This window comes from Chlamydiota bacterium (genome assembly GCA_012729785.1).
GTDB lineage: Bacteria > Auribacterota > Tritonobacteria > UBA1439 > UBA1439 > UBA1439.
On record JAAYCL010000014.1, the window covers coordinates 54,846 to 69,726 of the forward strand.

Genomic DNA, 14,881 nt, shown 5'->3' on the forward strand with positions numbered 1-14,881 from the left:
CTTTAATCGTCCCCGGTACGTTTAAAGTTGTAATTCGTTCTCTGGGAGTATGATGGATACAACGTCTACCTTATTTATCTCTTCGGGACCTGAAGAGACGCGGCGCATCGGGGCGCGCATCGGCGCGCGCCTGAAGCCCGGCGCGGTGCTCGCGCTCCGCGGCGAACTCGGGGCGGGGAAGACCTGCTTCGTCCAGGGGCTCGCGGAGGGGCTCGGGATCGTCCCGCCCGCGCGCGTGAGCAGCCCGTCGTTCGTCATCATCAACGAGTACCCGGCGCGCATCCCGCTCTTCCATTTCGACCTGTACCGCCTCCCCGACGGGACTGAACTGGTCGAGCTGGGCTGGGAGGACTACCTCGAGCGCGGGGGGGTGATCGCGATCGAGTGGGCGGAGCGGATGGCGGCGCTTCTCCCGGAGGACCGCATCGATATCGAGATCGAGGTCACCGGCGAGAAGAGTCGCCGGATCACCGTGCGGGGGGCGCAGGCGGAAAGACTGGCCGCGGATGGAGGCGGCTGAAGAGGGATCGCGCCGCGAAGGGAACGGGAAACCGCTGGACGCGGATGCGCGCGGCGTGAACGGCTGTTCTTCTCCGTCTTTTCTGTGGAGGCGATGAACGCATGAATATCCTCGGGCTCGAGGCATCCACGCGCAGGGCGAGCATCGCCGTCGTCCGGAGCGGGGGGGCGCCGGCGGAGACGGTGCTCCCGGACGACCGGAGCGCCTCCGCGCAGCTCGTCCCGGCGCTCGACGGGCTGTTGAAGAAGTGCGGGCTGGCGGCGGGCGACCTCGACGGCATCGCCGTCGGGATCGGACCGGGTTCGTTCACCGGGATCAGGATCTGCCTCGCGACCGCACGCGGGTTCTCCGCCGCCCGCGGGACGCCGATCAGGGGCGTCTGCGGTTTCGACGCGCTCGTCGCCGAATATTTCGAACCGGCCGGCGCGAGGGAAGACGGGATCCCGTCTCCGCCCTTCTCCCCCGGAGGGGGAGGGGCGGGGAGCGAGAGGGGGGCGGAGCGCCTGTGCGTCGTCGCCGACGCGCACAGTCACGGGCTCTACGCGGCGGTCTACGCGCGGGACGGCGGAAAGTACCGGCGCGCGCAGGAGCCGTTCGTCTGCCGGCCCGACGCCCTCCCCGGGAGGATCGAGGGGGAGGTCTTCTTCCTCGGGCCGCACCTCGACAGGTTCAGGGAACCCCTCGCGAAACTCTTCGCCGGGCGTGCCTCGTTCGATACAGAGAACCGCTTCCCGTCCGCGACGGCCGCCGCGCTCCTGTTCGAGAGCCCCTCGGCCGTCCGCGACGATCCCCCCGGCGCGGTCGCCCCGCTCTATCTTCTCCCGGGCGTCCGCGTGAAACCGGCCGGCGGCAGGGCGTAACGCGCGAAGCTGCGGTGCGGGCATCCGAACGGCATCGACCGCGGCGGCAATCCAGGGTCAGGCCTTTACTCTTTACAGAGCATTCAACCGGCAAGACCCGACTGGTCGGACACAAGCGGCCGGGAAGGGATGGTGGGCGATGCAGGACTTGAACCTGCGACCTCTTGGGTGTGATCCAAGCGCTCTAGCCAGCTGAGCTAATCGCCCCCCGAGGATGTCCTCAGTATACCAGTTCCATCCCGCCTGTAAACCATCTTCCGCCCCGTCCTGGATTTCGCTATACTGTGATAAAGGGGATACCCAATGCACCAGCTTCAACGCGATATCGCGCGGCTCCTCGTTGTGCAGGAGCGGGAGCGCGAGCTTATGGCCCTCGAGAAGGAGAAGGCGGCGCTCCCGGAAGCGCTCGAGGGAGCGAAGGCGGCCGTCAAAGAGGCGGAGGGGGAGGTCGAGCGGCGCAAGGGCGAGCTCAAGGCTCTCCAGATGAAGAAGAAGGAGCTCGAACTCGAGTCCTCGGCGAAGCTCGAGGCGGTCGCCAAGTACCAGAAGCAGCAGTTCGACGTCAAGACCAACGCGGAATACCAGGCGCTCCAGAAGGAGATCGTCAACCGCCAGATCGAGAACTCCCGGATCGAGGACAGGATCCTCGAGACGATGCTGGAGATCGAGGAGCGCGAGGGGACGATACGGGCGGGCGAAGAGGACGTGAAGGCCAGGGGGCACGATCTTGCCGCGCAGGAGAGGAACACCGCGGAGAAGGGGACGCGGATCGAGGCGAGGATCGCCGCGCTCAAGGCCGAGCGAGACGCCCTCCTCCCCGGGATAGACGAGGCCGTGCTCCGCAGGTACCAGCGGATCTTTCGGAACAAGAGGGACATGGCGGTCGTGCCGCTCGCCGGCTACGTCTGCGGCGGGTGCCATATGCACCTGCCTCCGCAGATCGCGCACCTCGTGCGCAAGGGCGACGAGCTGGTGATCTGCGAGAGCTGCTCGCGAATCCTCTACTGGGCGGAAGGGCTCGTGGACAAGGAGCCCGCCGCCGGACCGTCCCCGGAACCGGCGCCGGGGATCGTCGGGCAGGCATAGGCGACGGCTTCCGCGGGATAGGTGCATGCCGCGGAGCGGGGGCGGCCCTGATTCTCGAGGGGGAACGGCCGGCGGGGGTTCCCTCGGCGCCCCGGACCTTTCCGCATCGATCTTTCAGCTCTTTCTCACTGTTCAGGGCGGGCCGGGCGGCCGCGCCGGGCGCGAAAGCGCCCGGCGAGGAAAGTCCGGACACCACAGGGCGGCGCACCTCGATAACATCGGGGCGGTCGGGGACCCGCAAGGGCCTCCGGCAAGGACCAGTGCCACAGAGACGCCCTGCCATCGGGCAGGGCGCCCCGCCTTCATGGCGGGGCGAGTCCTCCGGCAACGGAGGGGTGAAACGAGGCAAACTCTGCGCGGTGCAAGGCCAAATAGGGGGCGAGGAGCTGCCCGCTCCGATCCCGCAAGGGGACAGCCCCGGGTAGGCCGCTTGAGCCGCGGAGCAATCCGCGGCCCAGAGGAATGGCCGCCGTCCGGTGCGCAAGTGCGGGTGCATTCCCCACTCGGGCACAGGGATACAGAATCCGGCTTATAGGCCCGCCCTGACAGTGCTTGAATTTCCGTATCCGCGCGGCCGTCCGGCGCGCGGCGGCGTGGATCGGGATGGACAGGAACCGGGCGAACGGCCTGTGCATCCGGATCGGATGGGCACTGCCCCCGCGGTGCGTATCCGTTCGACGAGGCGGGGCGCGTGAGCCCGCTCGCCGGCGCCCCGTTCGCCGGCTCGAGCTGATGCGCGGGGGCGCGGCGTCATCCGCCTCGTTCCGCACGCGCGGTGCATCGCCCTCCTCACTGAAACGATCGACGCCGCACCCGCACCCCGCGGGGGGCGCAGGCGTCGCGCGACATATTCCTCCTCCCCGAGCGCCGGCGGGAGCCGCAGCGTGCCGGTTTCGCGCCACTTTTTCCTGCCTCGAAATCAAGCGGGTGCGGTAGAATACCGCGGGATGCGGGACGAACGACAGGGGGGATCGGCATGAAGCGTCTGTTGTGCGCGGCGTTTCTGTCGCTGCTGTGCGGCTGTTCGGCCGTCGGCTGGCGGGCCGGCGACCAAGGGGCGGCGCCGTGCATCGCGCAGCCGGAGGCGGTCGCCCTGGCCAAACGGGAGATACGGAAGCGAAACGCGGATGCGTGGGGGATACGCTCCCAGGCGGAGTTCCGGGACGGCAGGTGGACCGTCACGTCGCGGTTCACCGTACCGGCGGACCTGCTCGGGCTGTTCCAGGAGGAGCGGCGGTGCGCCGTCGTCGTGGACTGCGACGGCAGGGTTCTCTCGCACCGCTCCCTTCCGTAGGCCCGCGGCGCATGTCAGGCATGGGACGGGGGAACGGCGATGCCAGCGAAGAGGATACTGGTGGCGGATGACGATGAGGCGGTGCGGGACTATTTCGGCCGTCTCTTTCCCGCGCCGGAGTACGAGCTGCACGGCGCCGCCGGGGGCCTGGAGGCACTCGAGAGGATCGCGGCGGACGGCTTCGATATGCTGATCCTCGACCTGGTGATGCCCGATATGGACGGGTTGGAGGTGCTCAGGAGGGTGCGCGAGATCCGCCCGGATATCCTTGTGTTCGTCGTCACCGGCTATCCGTCCGAGGAGACGACGAAGGAAGCGGTCGCCCGCGGGTGCGTGGACTACGTCCACAAGCCGTTCGATGCCGAGGAGATCAGGGGCCTGGTGCGCGGCGCGTTCGACGCGCAGGAGTACCGTTTCCGCCACGCGCGTTCGTCCGCGCCGGACTGATCCTTCCTTTTCCCGGCGATGATTCCGCTTGCAGGCGCGGGGCAAAGGTCATACCATTCCCCCCGTTCAGGATCCCGGACCAGCGCGTTCCGTCATGGAGGAGTGAATTGAGTCGCACGCCCCGGTTCGTCCCGCGCAACTTCTGCGGCCTCCCCCCGGCGTACTCCTCGTGGGACTCCGCGCGCGCGGTCATCATCCCCGTCCCGTACGACCTCACCTCCACGTACGTGTCGGGATCGCGGAGCGGCCCCGACGCGATCATCGGCGCCTCGATGAATATGGAGCATTTCGACGAGGAGCTGCGCGTCGAGACGTTCCGCATCGGCATCCACACCCAGGACCGGCTCGAGCCGACCGCCTCCTCCCCGGACGATATGATCGCTGCGGTGGAGCGCGCCGTGGGGAGGGTCGCGGCCGCGGGGAAGCTCCCGGTGACGCTCGGCGGCGAACATTCGATCACCACCGGGGCGCTCCGCGCGCTGAAGCGGCGGCACCGGAAACTCTCGATCCTCCAGCTCGACGCGCACGCCGACCTCCGCGACGCGTACCAGGGCACGCGCCAGAGCCACGCCTGCGCGGGCAGGAGGGCCGCGGAGATGGGAACGCTGGTTCAGGCGGGGATACGGAGCCTGAGCGCCGAGGAGGAGCGGTTCCGCCTGGGTTCCGACGTTGCCACCTTCTTCGCGGCGGATATCGCCGAGGGGCGCGTCTCCGCGCAGGAGATCGTCGCGGGGCTGGGGGAGGAGCTGTACATCACCGTCGACCTCGATGCGCTCGACCCGTCCGTCATGCCCGCCACGGGCACGCCGGAGCCGGGCGGGCTCGGCTGGTACCAGCTGCTGGGGATCCTCAGGGCGGCCTGCGCGGGACGGCGCGTCGTCGGCTTCGACGTGGTGGAACTCTGCCCCATCCCGGGCAATGTGGCGCCCGATTTCCTCGCCGCCAAGCTCGTCTACCGGATGCTGGGGTACGTCTTTGCCGACCTGCTGGGAAGGGGTGGGAGCGCGCGGAGGACGCGGAAAACACCGGATGCGGGGCACACGCGCGCACCGGGGGAGACGAAAGGCGGGGGGCGGCATCTCCGGCGGCGCCGCTCCGACGGCGCATGAACGCCGTTTCGCCCCGAACACGCGCTTTGCGTGGCAGCTGTATGGCGGCGAACGCGAAAGGGAGGGATGATTATGCTGTTCGTGCCCAAGCGTGTCTTCTTCACTAACGGGGTCGGGACGCACAAGAGGGAGCTGCGCTCGTTCGAGTTGGCGCTACGCGACGCCGGGATCGAGCGGTGCAACCTCGTGACCGTCTCGAGCATCCTTCCGCCCGACTGCAAGATCATCTCGCGGGCGCGCGGCCTCAAGGAGCTCGTCCCCGGGATGATCACCTTCACCGTTTTGGCGCGCTGCTCGTCGAACGAGCCCCACCGCCTCCTTTCGGCGAGCGTCGGCTGCGCGGTCCCGTCGAAGGGGTTCTACGGCTACCTGAGCGAGTATCACACCTTCGGGGAGAATGAGAAACAGGCCGGGGACAACGCGGAGGATATGGCTGCGGCGATGCTCGCGAGCACGCTCGGCATCGACTTCGACGAGGACAGGAGCTGGGACGAGCAGAAGTCCGTCTACCGGATCCAGAACAAGGTGGTGCGCGCGATGAACGTCACGCAGTCCGCGGTCGTCACCCCGTCGGGCAACTACACCACCGTGCTCGCCGCCGCCGTGTTCCTGTTCTGACCTCGGCATCGAGGAGGCGCCGCGCCGTGTCCCTCTTTCCCGTCTCGCCGGGGAAGGAGCGCGCCCTCTCCGCCCTGATGCGCCGTCTCGGCATCCGGGAGGAGGACCTCGAGGAGGAGTTCATCCGCTCCTCCGGCCCCGGGGGGCAGCGCCTCAACAAGGCCTCGACCTGCGTCCGGCTGCTCCACCGCCCCAGCGGCGTCTCCGTGAAGTGCTCCGAGGAGCGCTCGCGTTCCCTCAACCGCTACCTCGCCAGGAAGCGCCTCGCCGCGCGCATCGAGAAGATCCGCCTGGGGCGCGCGAGCGCCGCGGAGCAGGAGCGGCAGCGGCAGCGGCGCCGGAAGCGTCGGCGGTCGCGCCGGGCGAAGGCGCGGATGCTGGAGGAGAAGCGCAAACACGCGGAGAAGAAGGCGCTGCGGAGACCCGCCGGGTACGCCGACGCGTGACGGCCGCCTTTCGGCGGCCGCGCCGTTCAGCCGATCGAGAACCCCTCCCTCTCCAGTCTCCTCCGCGTCGCGGGCAGCGAATGCAGCGCGGAGAGGAGGAGGGCGTAGAGTCCCGCCAGGGCGATCCAGAACAGCCACCCCGGAACCGTGGAAAAGCCCGACTGCTCCCAGAGTTGGCGAAGCGTGCCCACGGGGGCGGGGTAGGTGGCGACGCGCGCTACCCAGGCGAGCGTGAGGATGAGGAAGATCCAGATGTAGGTCCTGCGGAGGCGCAGCGTCAGGGCGCCGCGGAAAGCCAGGGGACGGTGGGGGCGGAGGAGGTCCTCGGCGAGGCGCACCCGCCACTCGCCGCGCTGGGCGGCCGCATTCCCGAGGAGGACCTTGGCGTAATACTCCTTCTCGATGAGACGCACGCGCCAGTCGATCGAGAGGTAGTAGCTGTAACGGCGCGCCTCGATCATCAAGAACATCAGGATGAAGAAATGGGCGACGAAGAGGATCATGTGGCGGTTGCCGCCGCCCACGATGCCGAAGCTCAACATCCCCGCGGTGGCGGCGACCGCCCAGTCGGTGGTGTTGTCCACGATGTTCCGCCATGCGTTCGAGCGGGTCACCGTGGCGCGGTAGTAGTGCACGACGGCGCCGGTCTGCAGCATCTGTTCGGGGTGGTCGAGGATATCAAGCGGTGCGGCGGCCGGATCCATCCCTGCGGATCCTCCCATCCGGGGGGGCCGGCGGAACGCGGCGCCCCGTGAAAGATCCCCCTCCCCCGCGGACGGGGGAGGGGGCGAGCGCGGCTACTTCTTGGCCTTCTTGTACCCCTTGACGAACTTCCTCGCCATCGACTCGGGGTCGTCGCCGTACTTGCAGATGCGGGAGTGCATCGTGTAGAGCGCCCAGTAGTCGAGCCCCGTGAGGTCCGACTGCGTGATCATCGGCATCACCTTCACGAGCTCCTCCCGGATCCTGGCGCGCACCGGGGCGATGTACGTGCCCGCGGGAACGCGCGCGGACGATCGGGCGGGCGCGGGGGTCGCCGAAGAGGCCTTCCGCGCCGCGGCGGCGGGCGCCGCGGCTGCGGGCGCCGTTCCCCGGCGCTTCGCCCGCGCGGCCTCGCGCGCGGCGCGCTCGCGCAGCTTGGCTGCCTGCGCCTTCGCGCGGGCGCGCTCCTTCGCGACGCGGGCGCGTTCCCGCGCGGCGAGCTCCCGCTTCTTCGCATCCATCTTTCTGTTCTCGATCTCCTGGGCGCGCATCATACGCTCCTGTTCTTTTGCCGCCGCCTTCGGGGACAACGGCGGCGATTCCGGCACAACCGGCTTCACCGGCAGCGCCTTCGCCGGGTCGTACCCCTTGATGAGCTTCCTCGCGAGCGTCTCCGGGTCCGCGCCGCTCTTCACCACATCCTGGTGGATTGTGTAGAGCGCCCAGTAGTCGAGCTTCTTGATCAGCCTCGGGTCGACGTGGGGAAGGAGCGCGCAGACCGCGTCCTTGATATGCACCCGTCGAGGAGCGACGTAGGGGGGCGTTTCGACCGGGGGGGCGGGGAGGGGAACCGCCGCCGCCTTCTTCACGGCGCGTTTCTTCCGGACGACGCGTTGTGGTTTCCGGGCGCGCGGCGTCTTCTTCGTCCCCGCGGCCTTGCGGCCCCGTTTCTTTTTCTTCTTCATCGTGCCTCCTCCTCCGGTTACCAAGCGCCACAGTATAGCGGGACGGCCGCGAGGATGTCAACCGGCCCCGGGGAATAATTCAGGCCGCTTGTTGGGGCGGTGGGGGGCTCGCACGGCGCGGTTTTAGGGTGGCGGGGGGCTCACCTGTGTGGTAGATTGAATCTCCCTCGCGGTGAACCGCCGCGACAACCCGGATGGCGAGGAGGGGTCCCAGATGGCGTACACCTACGTCGGCACGAACATCCCCAGGCCCGACGCCGCCGCCAAAGCGACGGGACGGGTCCAGTTTCTCGACGATCTGCGTCTCCCCGGGCTGCTGCACATCGCCTTCCTTCGGCCCGACTGCGCGCACGCCAAGATCGTCTCGATCGACACCTCCGAGGCGGAGAAGTGCCCGGGGGTGGTGGCGGTCGTCACCGGGCGCGACTGCAGATTCCGCTACGGCGAAAACATGAAGGACCGCCTCCCGCTCGCGGTGGACAAGGTCCGCTGGATCGGGGAGCCGGTTGCGGCCGTGGTGGCGGAGAAGCTCCACCAGGCCCGCGCCGCCGTCGCGAAGATCAAGGCGGTCTACGATCCGCTCCCGGTCTACATCGACGCCCGCGACGCCCTGAAGGAGGGGGCCGTTCTCATCCACGAGGAGGCCCCGACGTTCGTCCACCTCCCGGGGATGGAGCCGGTTCCCGGCACCAACATCGCGACCCGCTACACCCTGAAGAAGGGCGACGTGGAGCAGGGGTTCCGGGAGTCGGAGGTCGTGCTGGAGGGGGAGTTCAACTACCCGTTTGGCTCCTCGGCCGCCATCGAGCCGCACGGCGCCATCGCGTGGTTCCACGAGGACAAGACGATCGAGATTTGGTCGTCCTCGATCTGCCCGTTCATCGTGCGCGAGGACGTCGCCCTCGTCTACGGGCTCCCGATCTGCGACGTGCGGGTGCACGTCCCCGAGGTGGGGGGCTGCTTCGGCTACAAGTCCGACGTGACCATCGAGCAGACGGTCGCCTACATCGCGAGCTTCGTGCCGGGACGCCCGGTGAAGTGGGTTGCGACCCGCCAGGAGGACCTCCTGAGCACGCTCATCGGGCACGGGATCAGGACGAGGATCAAGATCGGCGCCAAGAGGGACGGGACGCTGACCGCCCTGCAGACCACCATCCTCCATTCGACCGGCGCCTCGATGGACACCGGGATCCACGTGTTGATCGCGTCGACGCACAACTCCACCGGCGCCTACGAGTTTCCCCACTGCCGCCTCGAGGGGCTCGCGGTCTACACCAACACGCCGCCCGTCGGGGCGTACCGCGGCTACGGCCACCAGGAGTCGCAGTTCGCGATGGAGCGGATGATGGACCGGCTGGCGCGGGCGCTGAAGATGGACCCGTTCGTTCTGCGGGAGAAGAACTACCTCGGCCCCGGCAAGGTGACCTCGCTCGGCGAGCGGCTCTGGGAGAGCAACGGGAACGTGAAGAAGTGCGCCGATGTCGTCCGGGGCATCGTCTTCTCGAAGCCGAAGACGATCGCCGAGGACGCGACGTACTGGTACGGCCGCGGCTTCGCCGCGTTGATGAAGTCGCCCAAGGGGGCGCCGTTCTCCTCGAAGTCGTGCTACCTGAAGTACAACAGCGACGGGAGCGTCTCGATCAACATGGGCGGCGCCGAGGTCGGGCAGGGCCTGCGGACGGTGGTGCGACAGGTGGCGGCCGAGGCGCTGAAGATCGCCCCCGAGCGCATTCGGGTCTACACTGAGATCGACACGCAGTTCTCGCCGTGGGAGTGGCAGACGATCGGGTCGATGTTCACGATCCAGGGGGGGAGGGCGATCCTGAGGGCGTGTGAGAAGGCGGTCGCGCAGCTCAAGAAGACCGCCGCCCAGGTCCTCCGGGTGGACGAGGACCGGCTGGTCCACGACGGCGACTGGATCTATCTGAACCACGATCCCGGTGTCCGCGTCGAGGTGGCGAAGCTCGCCCGCGGCTACACCTATGACGACGGCGTGACGGTGGGCGAGGTGGTCCACGCCACCGCCGACGCGCGCCTCCCCCGGCAGTCGAACCCGAACGCCTGCGGGCAGGGCACGATGGGGATCACCTACACCTTCGGGGCGCAGGCGTGCGAGATCCGGATCGAGAAGGCGACGGGGAAAATCATCGTCGACCATTTCGTCTCATGTTTCGACGTCGGACAGGTGATCAATCCCCGGCAGATCAGGGGCCAGGTCGCCGGCGGGGTGATGATGGCGATCGGCGCCACGCTCTGCGAGGAGCTCAGATTCACCCCCGACGGCAAGGCCGTCAACCCGCACTTCTCGAAATACCGGTTCCCCACGATCAAGGACGCGCCGAAAAAACAGACGATCGAGTTCGTGGAGACCCCCGAGGCGATCGGGCCGTTCGGCGCGCGGGGGATCGGCGAGCACCCCGTGATCGGCGTCGCGCCGTCGATCCTCAACGCGGTCTACGACGCAATCGGGGTCGAGTTCAGCGAGATCCCCCTGACGCCGGAGAAGATCAAGAAGGCCATCGAGGAGAAGGGAAACTAGCCATGGCAGAGAGGATATCCTTCACCGTCAACGGCGCGGCGCGGAGCGTGGAGCTCGAGGGGTGGGAGAAGGCGATCGATGTCCTTCGCGAGACGCTCGGCCTTACCGGGACGAAACGCGGCTGCGACGACGCCTCCTGCGGCGCCTGCACGATCGTCGTCGACGGTGTCGCGAAAAAGAGCTGCGTCTTGCCGGCGAAGAGGCTCGACGGGACGACCGTGCTCACGATCGAGGGGATGGCGCGCGGGACGACGCTCCACCCGATACAGGAGGCGCTCATCGAGGCGGGGGCGGTGCAGTGCGGCTACTGCATCCCCGGGATCGTGATGACGCTGCACGCCCTCTTCACGGCCACGCCGGCGGCGGCCGAGGAGAAGATCGTCGAGGCGCTCTCCAGGCACCTCTGCCGCTGCACCGGCTACGAGGCGCTCCTCGAGGGGGCGAGACTCGCGCAGAACAAGCTCGCCGGGACCGAAGGTTGACCGTGCCGAAGACGCGGGGCCGTTTGGCGGGAGAGGCTCAGGGGGGGACGCCGATGGGAACGCGGGCCCGGCGCGCGCGGCCGTCGCCGGTCGCGGTCCTGTTCTCGGGGGGGACGGACTCGACCGCCGTGGCGGTCCATCTCCTCCGGCGGGGGCGCGCGACGCGCCTCCTCACATTCGACAACGGCGCGGAGAAGTGGCTCGAGCTCGCCGGGTACAAGGCGGGCTTCATCCAGAGGCGGTTTCCGGGCCTCTGCACATGGGAGCTCCTCGACTCCACCGCCCTGTTCCGCGATCTCGCCGTCGTGCCGATGGTTGAGGACGTGAAGCGCTTTGGCGGGGGCGGGAACCTCGTCTGCTGCGGCTGCAAGCTCGCGATGCTCTGCAAGACGATCGTCTACTGCAGGCGACACGGGATCCGGGAGATCGCGGACGGGTTCCAGAAGGGGCAGGACTACTACCCGGAACAGACGCAGGACTACATCGCGCCCGCGGACCGCTTCGCGCGCGCCTACGGGATCCGGTATCTCCACCCGTTCTGGGAGCGGCCCGAGCTGAAGCAGGATGCGATCGTGCTGGAGGGCGCCGTGCCCCCCGCCCCGATACAGCCCTGGTGTCTCTTCGGCTGCAACCCGATCCTCGACAAGACGTCCATCGGCCCCTACGTCGAGAGCAAGCTTCCCCGGATGCGGGCCTACGTCGACGCCGCGCTCCGGCAAAAGAAGAAGAGGGGCTGAGGCCCCATCGCGCCCCGCCTGGCGGTCCCCTCGGAATCTACGGGAGGCGACGGCTTGTTCCCGCGCCGGGCCGGCGGGGCGCGGCGGATCCTCGCCGGGAGGGGGCGATGAGGGAAGAGGGCACGGTGCTCGCGCTCGACGGCGACACGGCGCGGGTGCGCATCGCCCGCCGCGGCGCCTGCGGCGGTTGCCGCGTCTGCGCGGCGATCGGGCCCGGGGGGATGGTGATCGAGGCGCTGAACTCCGCGGGGGCGAAGGTCGGCGACAGGGTGAGGGTCGAGGCGGCGGGGCCGGATCCGCTGCGCGCGGCCCTCCTGGTGTACGGTCTGCCGCTTGCGCTCCTCGTCGCGGGCTGCCTCGGCGGAACCGCCTTGACCGGCTCCCAGACCGCCGGGATGGGCGTCGGATTCGCCGCCTTCCTCCTCGCCTACGGAGCCCTGCACCGCTACGACAGGCGGATGCGGAAAACAGGCGCCTGCGCGGCGACGGTCGTGGAACGGATAACAGACGGAGGCAAGAGTGCCGACGGCATCTGCGGGTGAGGAGGGCGGAAGGGGCGTGAAGAATATGAAAGGCCTGAAAGGGCTCGACGATGTGGCGATTTCGCGCATCATCGTCGAGGAGTACACGAAAGAGTTTTTGGCGCACCTCGACTGCGACGCGGCGGTCGTCGGCGCGGGGCCGTCGGGGCTCGTCGCCGCGCAGTACCTGGCGCGGGGGGGGATGAAGGTCGCCGTCTACGAGCGGCGGTTGTCGGTGGGCGGCGGGATGTGGGGCGGCGGCATGATGTGCGGCCGCTGCGTCTTCCAGGAGGCCTCCCTGCCGATTCTCCGCGAGGCCGGCGTGCGCGTCAAGGACCGCGGGGACGGCTACTACACGACCGACTCGATCGAGACGGTGGCCTGTCTCTGCGCGACGGCGGTGAAGGCGGGGGCGCGGATATTCAACCTGCTCTCGGCGGAGGACGTGATGATCCGCGGCGCGCGCGTGACCGGCGTGGTGCTCCAGTGGACCGCGGTGGAGGCGGCGCGGCTCCACGTCGACCCGCTGACCGCCGGCGCCAGATTTGTGGTGGACGCGACCGGCCACGCCGCGGAGATCGCCAACATCATCGTCCGCAAGATCGGGAAAAAGCTTCTGACGGAGACCGGCGACCTCCTCGGCGAGAAGCCGATGTGGGCGGAGCGTGGGGAGAGGACGATCGTCGCGCACACGAAGGAGATCTATCCCGGCGTCCAGGTGGCCGGGATGGCGGCCAACGCAGTTTTCGGCGGCCCCCGGATGGGGCCGATCTTCGGCGGGATGCTCCTCTCGGGGAAACTGGCGGCGGAACGGATCCTCTCCGCAAGCGGCAGAAAACAGTTGCCGCGTCCCCGCTGAAGCCCTATACTGAAACCGACAAGGTTTAAGAAGGAGGGTACGATGAGGAAGCTCGTCTGCGCGGCGATGGCGATCGCGCTGGGTACCGCGCTCCTCGGGTGCAAGGAGCCGCCGCCGGAGGAAAAGGCGGCGAACGCGCTCAACAAGATGGTCGACTCGGCCAAACAGGCGGTCGACGACGCCAACAAAGCCGTCCAGGACGCCGTCAACAAGTAGTTCCGGCGGCACGAGGCGCGACGCGCCCGGCGGCGGTGGGGGGCACCGCCGCCGGGCATTTTTCTTGTTTCGGTTCCGTTGCCTCCGGGCGGCGCACGTAGTACCCTATCGGGTGGAAGGCCCGCGATGCCGCGGCCTTCGGGAGGGGGGAGGGATGACCGTTCGACACCGGATCTGCGTGACCGCCGTCCTCCTCTGCGCGGCGTGCGTCTGCGCCGCGGCGGAGTGCCGGGGGGAGGAGCGGAAGCCGCTCTGCATCAATCCCTCGCCGCTGGTCGCGGGGCGGCGGTTCCAGTTCGACGTCGCCCTGCGGGCGCCGGTCTCCGTGCCGTTCGATGTCTACTGCTTCGCGAAAACCACCTACGGGAACTTCTCCCTGAGCTTCGACGGGTACGTCGGGTATATCGGCAACGGATGGCAGCCCGTCTACAGGGCCGTCTGGGGCCGGGAGTTCCCGTACTCGGCGCGCGTGCGGCCGAACGTGGTCATCCCCGCGGATATGCGGCACAACTACATCACCTTCTACCTGTTCCTCGCGCAGTACGATGCGTGGATCCCGGCCACCTTCCTCGAGGAGCTGGGCCCCCACACCGCCAATATCATCTTCTTCGACTCCGTGAAGCTCCGCGTGAAGTAGAAAGGCGCAGGCCGCCCGATGCAGATGAAGCCGGATCTCGTCTACTCGGTCCTCTGCGACGACGTGCGCCAGGAGATCAACGGAAAGTTCATCTTCCTCGGCGTCTTCCAGAACATCTGGGTGAAGGGCCTGCCCGCCGTGCACCACCGCCTCTGCATCGCCAACTCCTGGTACAACGGCATCGGCGAGTTCCACGCCCGCTCCGCGGTCGTCGCCCCCGACAAGAAGACCCGCGTGGTCGAGAGCGTCCCGGTCAAGATCGTCCTCACGGAGGAGAACCGCGGTTCGATCGTGGTGAACTTCTTCCAGAACATCCGCTTCGCGGAGGAGGGGCTGTACTGGGTGGAGGTGAGCCTCGAGGGGACGCTCGTGACCCGCTACCCGTTCCGGGTTGCGCGCGCGCCGCAGAGGCCGCCAGCCGGCCCCTAGCCCGCAGGTATGCCCGCGCTCCGACTGAGCGACGACCGGTGGTGTTTCGCCTGCGGGGAGAAGAACCCCGCGGGGCTCAAGCTTGTTTTCTCCGCCGCCCCCGACGGCGCGCTCCGCGCCTCGTTCTCCTTCCGCAAGGAACATCAGGGGTACGAGGGGATCGTCCACGGCGGCCTGATCGGCCTCGTGTTGGACGAGATCATGCTGAACCTCGCCTGGCGGATGGGCCTGCGCGCGGTCACCGCCGCGCTCGACCTCCGGTTCAGGGAGGCCGTCCGGGTGGGGGAGCGGGTGGAGTTCACCGGGCGGATCACGGGGCGGAAGGGGAGGCTCGTGCTCGCGGAGGCGGAGGCGCGCTCCCCGGACGGCGCCCTGGTCGCCGAGGCGAAGGCCAAGTGCCTCCTGGTGGACTGA

19 protein-coding genes, 1 tRNA gene and 1 other RNA gene are annotated in these 14,881 nt (G+C 68.6%); 18 read left to right on the forward strand and 3 right to left on the reverse strand.

The window, feature by feature from the left end:
• Positions 1–52 precede the first annotated feature (52 nt).
• Both tsaE and tsaB read left to right on the forward strand, forming a co-directional pair.
• Positions 53–520, forward strand: coding sequence for a tRNA (adenosine(37)-N6)-threonylcarbamoyltransferase complex ATPase subunit type 1 TsaE (gene tsaE / locus GXY35_02975; protein ID NLW93553.1), 468 nt, complete (start codon positions 53–55; stop codon positions 518–520).
• A 101-nt stretch (positions 521–621) separates the two neighbouring features.
• Positions 622–1,380: a tRNA (adenosine(37)-N6)-threonylcarbamoyltransferase complex dimerization subunit type 1 TsaB gene (gene tsaB / locus GXY35_02980; GenBank protein NLW93554.1), complete on the forward strand. Its 759-nt coding sequence runs from the start codon at positions 622–624 to the stop codon at positions 1,378–1,380.
• Between the two features lie 130 nt (positions 1,381–1,510).
• On the opposite strand, the gene GXY35_02985 is transcribed toward tsaB, so the two are convergent.
• Positions 1,511–1,587 (reverse strand) — tRNA-Val (locus GXY35_02985).
• Positions 1,588–1,683: 96 nt separating this feature from the next.
• On the opposite strand from GXY35_02985, the gene GXY35_02990 reads away from it, so the two are divergent.
• The 7 genes from GXY35_02990 to GXY35_03020 all read left to right on the forward strand — a co-directional run bounded on the left by GXY35_02990 (position 1,684) and on the right by GXY35_03020 (position 6,380).
• Complete coding sequence (locus GXY35_02990; GenBank protein ID NLW93555.1) at positions 1,684–2,466, forward strand: hypothetical protein; 783 nt, start codon at positions 1,684–1,686, stop codon at positions 2,464–2,466.
• A 134-nt stretch (positions 2,467–2,600) separates the two neighbouring features.
• An RNA gene (gene rnpB, locus GXY35_02995) (RNase P RNA component class A) lies at positions 2,601–3,014 on the forward strand.
• A gap of 428 nt (positions 3,015–3,442) precedes the next feature.
• A complete protein-coding gene (locus GXY35_03000; protein NLW93556.1) occupies positions 3,443–3,760 on the forward strand; it encodes a hypothetical protein in 318 nt (105 codons plus the stop codon).
• Positions 3,761–3,799: 39 nt separating this feature from the next.
• Positions 3,800–4,207, forward strand: a complete 408-nt coding sequence (locus GXY35_03005; protein NLW93557.1) for a response regulator — start codon at positions 3,800–3,802, stop codon at positions 4,205–4,207.
• Positions 4,208–4,314: 107 nt separating this feature from the next.
• Entirely contained in the window at positions 4,315–5,316 is a 1,002-nt protein-coding gene (gene speB / locus GXY35_03010; protein ID NLW93558.1) for an agmatinase, read from the forward strand.
• 72 nt (positions 5,317–5,388) lie between these two features.
• Positions 5,389–5,934, forward strand: coding sequence for an arginine decarboxylase, pyruvoyl-dependent (locus GXY35_03015; protein ID NLW93559.1), 546 nt, complete (start codon positions 5,389–5,391; stop codon positions 5,932–5,934).
• 26 nt (positions 5,935–5,960) lie between these two features.
• Entirely contained in the window at positions 5,961–6,380 is a 420-nt protein-coding gene (locus tag GXY35_03020; GenBank protein ID NLW93560.1) for a peptide chain release factor-like protein, read from the forward strand.
• A 26-nt stretch (positions 6,381–6,406) separates the two neighbouring features.
• Here the strand turns inward: GXY35_03020 and GXY35_03025 are convergent, their stop codons facing one another.
• Both GXY35_03025 and GXY35_03030 read right to left on the reverse strand, forming a co-directional pair.
• A complete protein-coding gene (locus GXY35_03025; protein ID NLW93561.1) occupies positions 6,407–7,084 on the reverse strand; it encodes a DUF2270 domain-containing protein in 678 nt (225 codons plus the stop codon).
• 93 nt (positions 7,085–7,177) lie between these two features.
• On the reverse strand, positions 7,178–8,047 hold the full coding sequence (locus tag GXY35_03030; protein NLW93562.1) for a hypothetical protein: 870 nt from the start codon (positions 8,045–8,047) through the stop codon (positions 7,178–7,180).
• A gap of 214 nt (positions 8,048–8,261) precedes the next feature.
• On the opposite strand from GXY35_03030, the gene GXY35_03035 reads away from it, so the two are divergent.
• The 9 genes from GXY35_03035 (at position 8,262) to GXY35_03075 (ending at position 14,881) form a co-directional block, all read left to right on the forward strand.
• Complete coding sequence (locus GXY35_03035; GenBank protein ID NLW93563.1) at positions 8,262–10,586, forward strand: xanthine dehydrogenase family protein molybdopterin-binding subunit; 2,325 nt, start codon at positions 8,262–8,264, stop codon at positions 10,584–10,586.
• A gap of 2 nt (positions 10,587–10,588) precedes the next feature.
• Entirely contained in the window at positions 10,589–11,068 is a 480-nt protein-coding gene (locus tag GXY35_03040; protein ID NLW93564.1) for a (2Fe-2S)-binding protein, read from the forward strand.
• Between the two features lie 53 nt (positions 11,069–11,121).
• Positions 11,122–11,805 carry a hypothetical protein gene (locus GXY35_03045; protein ID NLW93565.1) on the forward strand — a complete coding sequence of 228 codons (684 nt, stop codon included), beginning with the start codon at positions 11,122–11,124 and terminating at the stop codon, positions 11,803–11,805.
• Between the two features lie 107 nt (positions 11,806–11,912).
• Positions 11,913–12,347 carry a SoxR reducing system RseC family protein gene (locus GXY35_03050; GenBank protein ID NLW93566.1) on the forward strand — a complete coding sequence of 145 codons (435 nt, stop codon included), beginning with the start codon at positions 11,913–11,915 and terminating at the stop codon, positions 12,345–12,347.
• A gap of 25 nt (positions 12,348–12,372) precedes the next feature.
• Positions 12,373–13,185: a thiazole biosynthesis protein gene (locus tag GXY35_03055; GenBank protein ID NLW93567.1), complete on the forward strand. Its 813-nt coding sequence runs from the start codon at positions 12,373–12,375 to the stop codon at positions 13,183–13,185.
• Positions 13,186–13,227: 42 nt separating this feature from the next.
• Positions 13,228–13,401 (forward strand): hypothetical protein, encoded by a 174-nt coding sequence (locus tag GXY35_03060; protein ID NLW93568.1) that lies wholly within the window; start codon positions 13,228–13,230, stop codon positions 13,399–13,401.
• 154 nt (positions 13,402–13,555) lie between these two features.
• On the forward strand, positions 13,556–14,038 hold the full coding sequence (locus GXY35_03065; GenBank protein ID NLW93569.1) for a hypothetical protein: 483 nt from the start codon (positions 13,556–13,558) through the stop codon (positions 14,036–14,038).
• An 18-nt stretch (positions 14,039–14,056) separates the two neighbouring features.
• On the forward strand, positions 14,057–14,467 hold the full coding sequence (locus tag GXY35_03070; GenBank protein NLW93570.1) for a hypothetical protein: 411 nt from the start codon (positions 14,057–14,059) through the stop codon (positions 14,465–14,467).
• A gap of 9 nt (positions 14,468–14,476) precedes the next feature.
• On the forward strand, positions 14,477–14,881 hold the full coding sequence (locus GXY35_03075; GenBank protein ID NLW93571.1) for a PaaI family thioesterase: 405 nt from the start codon (positions 14,477–14,479) through the stop codon (positions 14,879–14,881).

Coding starts and splice junctions, on each gene's coding strand:
- tsaE (NLW93553.1), top strand. CDS start 53: ATGGATACAACGTCTACCTTATTTATCTCTTCGGGACCTGAAGAGACG.
- GXY35_03000 (NLW93556.1), top strand. CDS start 3,443: ATGAAGCGTCTGTTGTGCGCGGCGTTTCTGTCGCTGCTGTGCGGCTGT.
- GXY35_03070 (NLW93570.1), top strand. CDS start 14,057: ATGCAGATGAAGCCGGATCTCGTCTACTCGGTCCTCTGCGACGACGTG.
- GXY35_03015 (NLW93559.1), top strand. CDS start 5,389: ATGCTGTTCGTGCCCAAGCGTGTCTTCTTCACTAACGGGGTCGGGACG.
- GXY35_03025 (NLW93561.1), bottom strand. CDS start 7,084: ATGGATCCGGCCGCCGCACCGCTTGATATCCTCGACCACCCCGAACAG.
- GXY35_03045 (NLW93565.1), top strand. CDS start 11,122: ATGGGAACGCGGGCCCGGCGCGCGCGGCCGTCGCCGGTCGCGGTCCTG.
- GXY35_02990 (NLW93555.1), top strand. CDS start 1,684: ATGCACCAGCTTCAACGCGATATCGCGCGGCTCCTCGTTGTGCAGGAG.
- GXY35_03030 (NLW93562.1), bottom strand. CDS start 8,047: ATGAAGAAGAAAAAGAAACGGGGCCGCAAGGCCGCGGGGACGAAGAAG.
- GXY35_03065 (NLW93569.1), top strand. CDS start 13,556: ATGACCGTTCGACACCGGATCTGCGTGACCGCCGTCCTCCTCTGCGCG.
- GXY35_03050 (NLW93566.1), top strand. CDS start 11,913: ATGAGGGAAGAGGGCACGGTGCTCGCGCTCGACGGCGACACGGCGCGG.
- GXY35_03035 (NLW93563.1), top strand. CDS start 8,262: ATGGCGTACACCTACGTCGGCACGAACATCCCCAGGCCCGACGCCGCC.
- GXY35_03005 (NLW93557.1), top strand. CDS start 3,800: ATGCCAGCGAAGAGGATACTGGTGGCGGATGACGATGAGGCGGTGCGG.
- GXY35_03040 (NLW93564.1), top strand. CDS start 10,589: ATGGCAGAGAGGATATCCTTCACCGTCAACGGCGCGGCGCGGAGCGTG.
- tsaB (NLW93554.1), top strand. CDS start 622: ATGAATATCCTCGGGCTCGAGGCATCCACGCGCAGGGCGAGCATCGCC.
- GXY35_03075 (NLW93571.1), top strand. CDS start 14,477: ATGCCCGCGCTCCGACTGAGCGACGACCGGTGGTGTTTCGCCTGCGGG.
- GXY35_03060 (NLW93568.1), top strand. CDS start 13,228: ATGAGGAAGCTCGTCTGCGCGGCGATGGCGATCGCGCTGGGTACCGCG.
- GXY35_03055 (NLW93567.1), top strand. CDS start 12,373: ATGAAAGGCCTGAAAGGGCTCGACGATGTGGCGATTTCGCGCATCATC.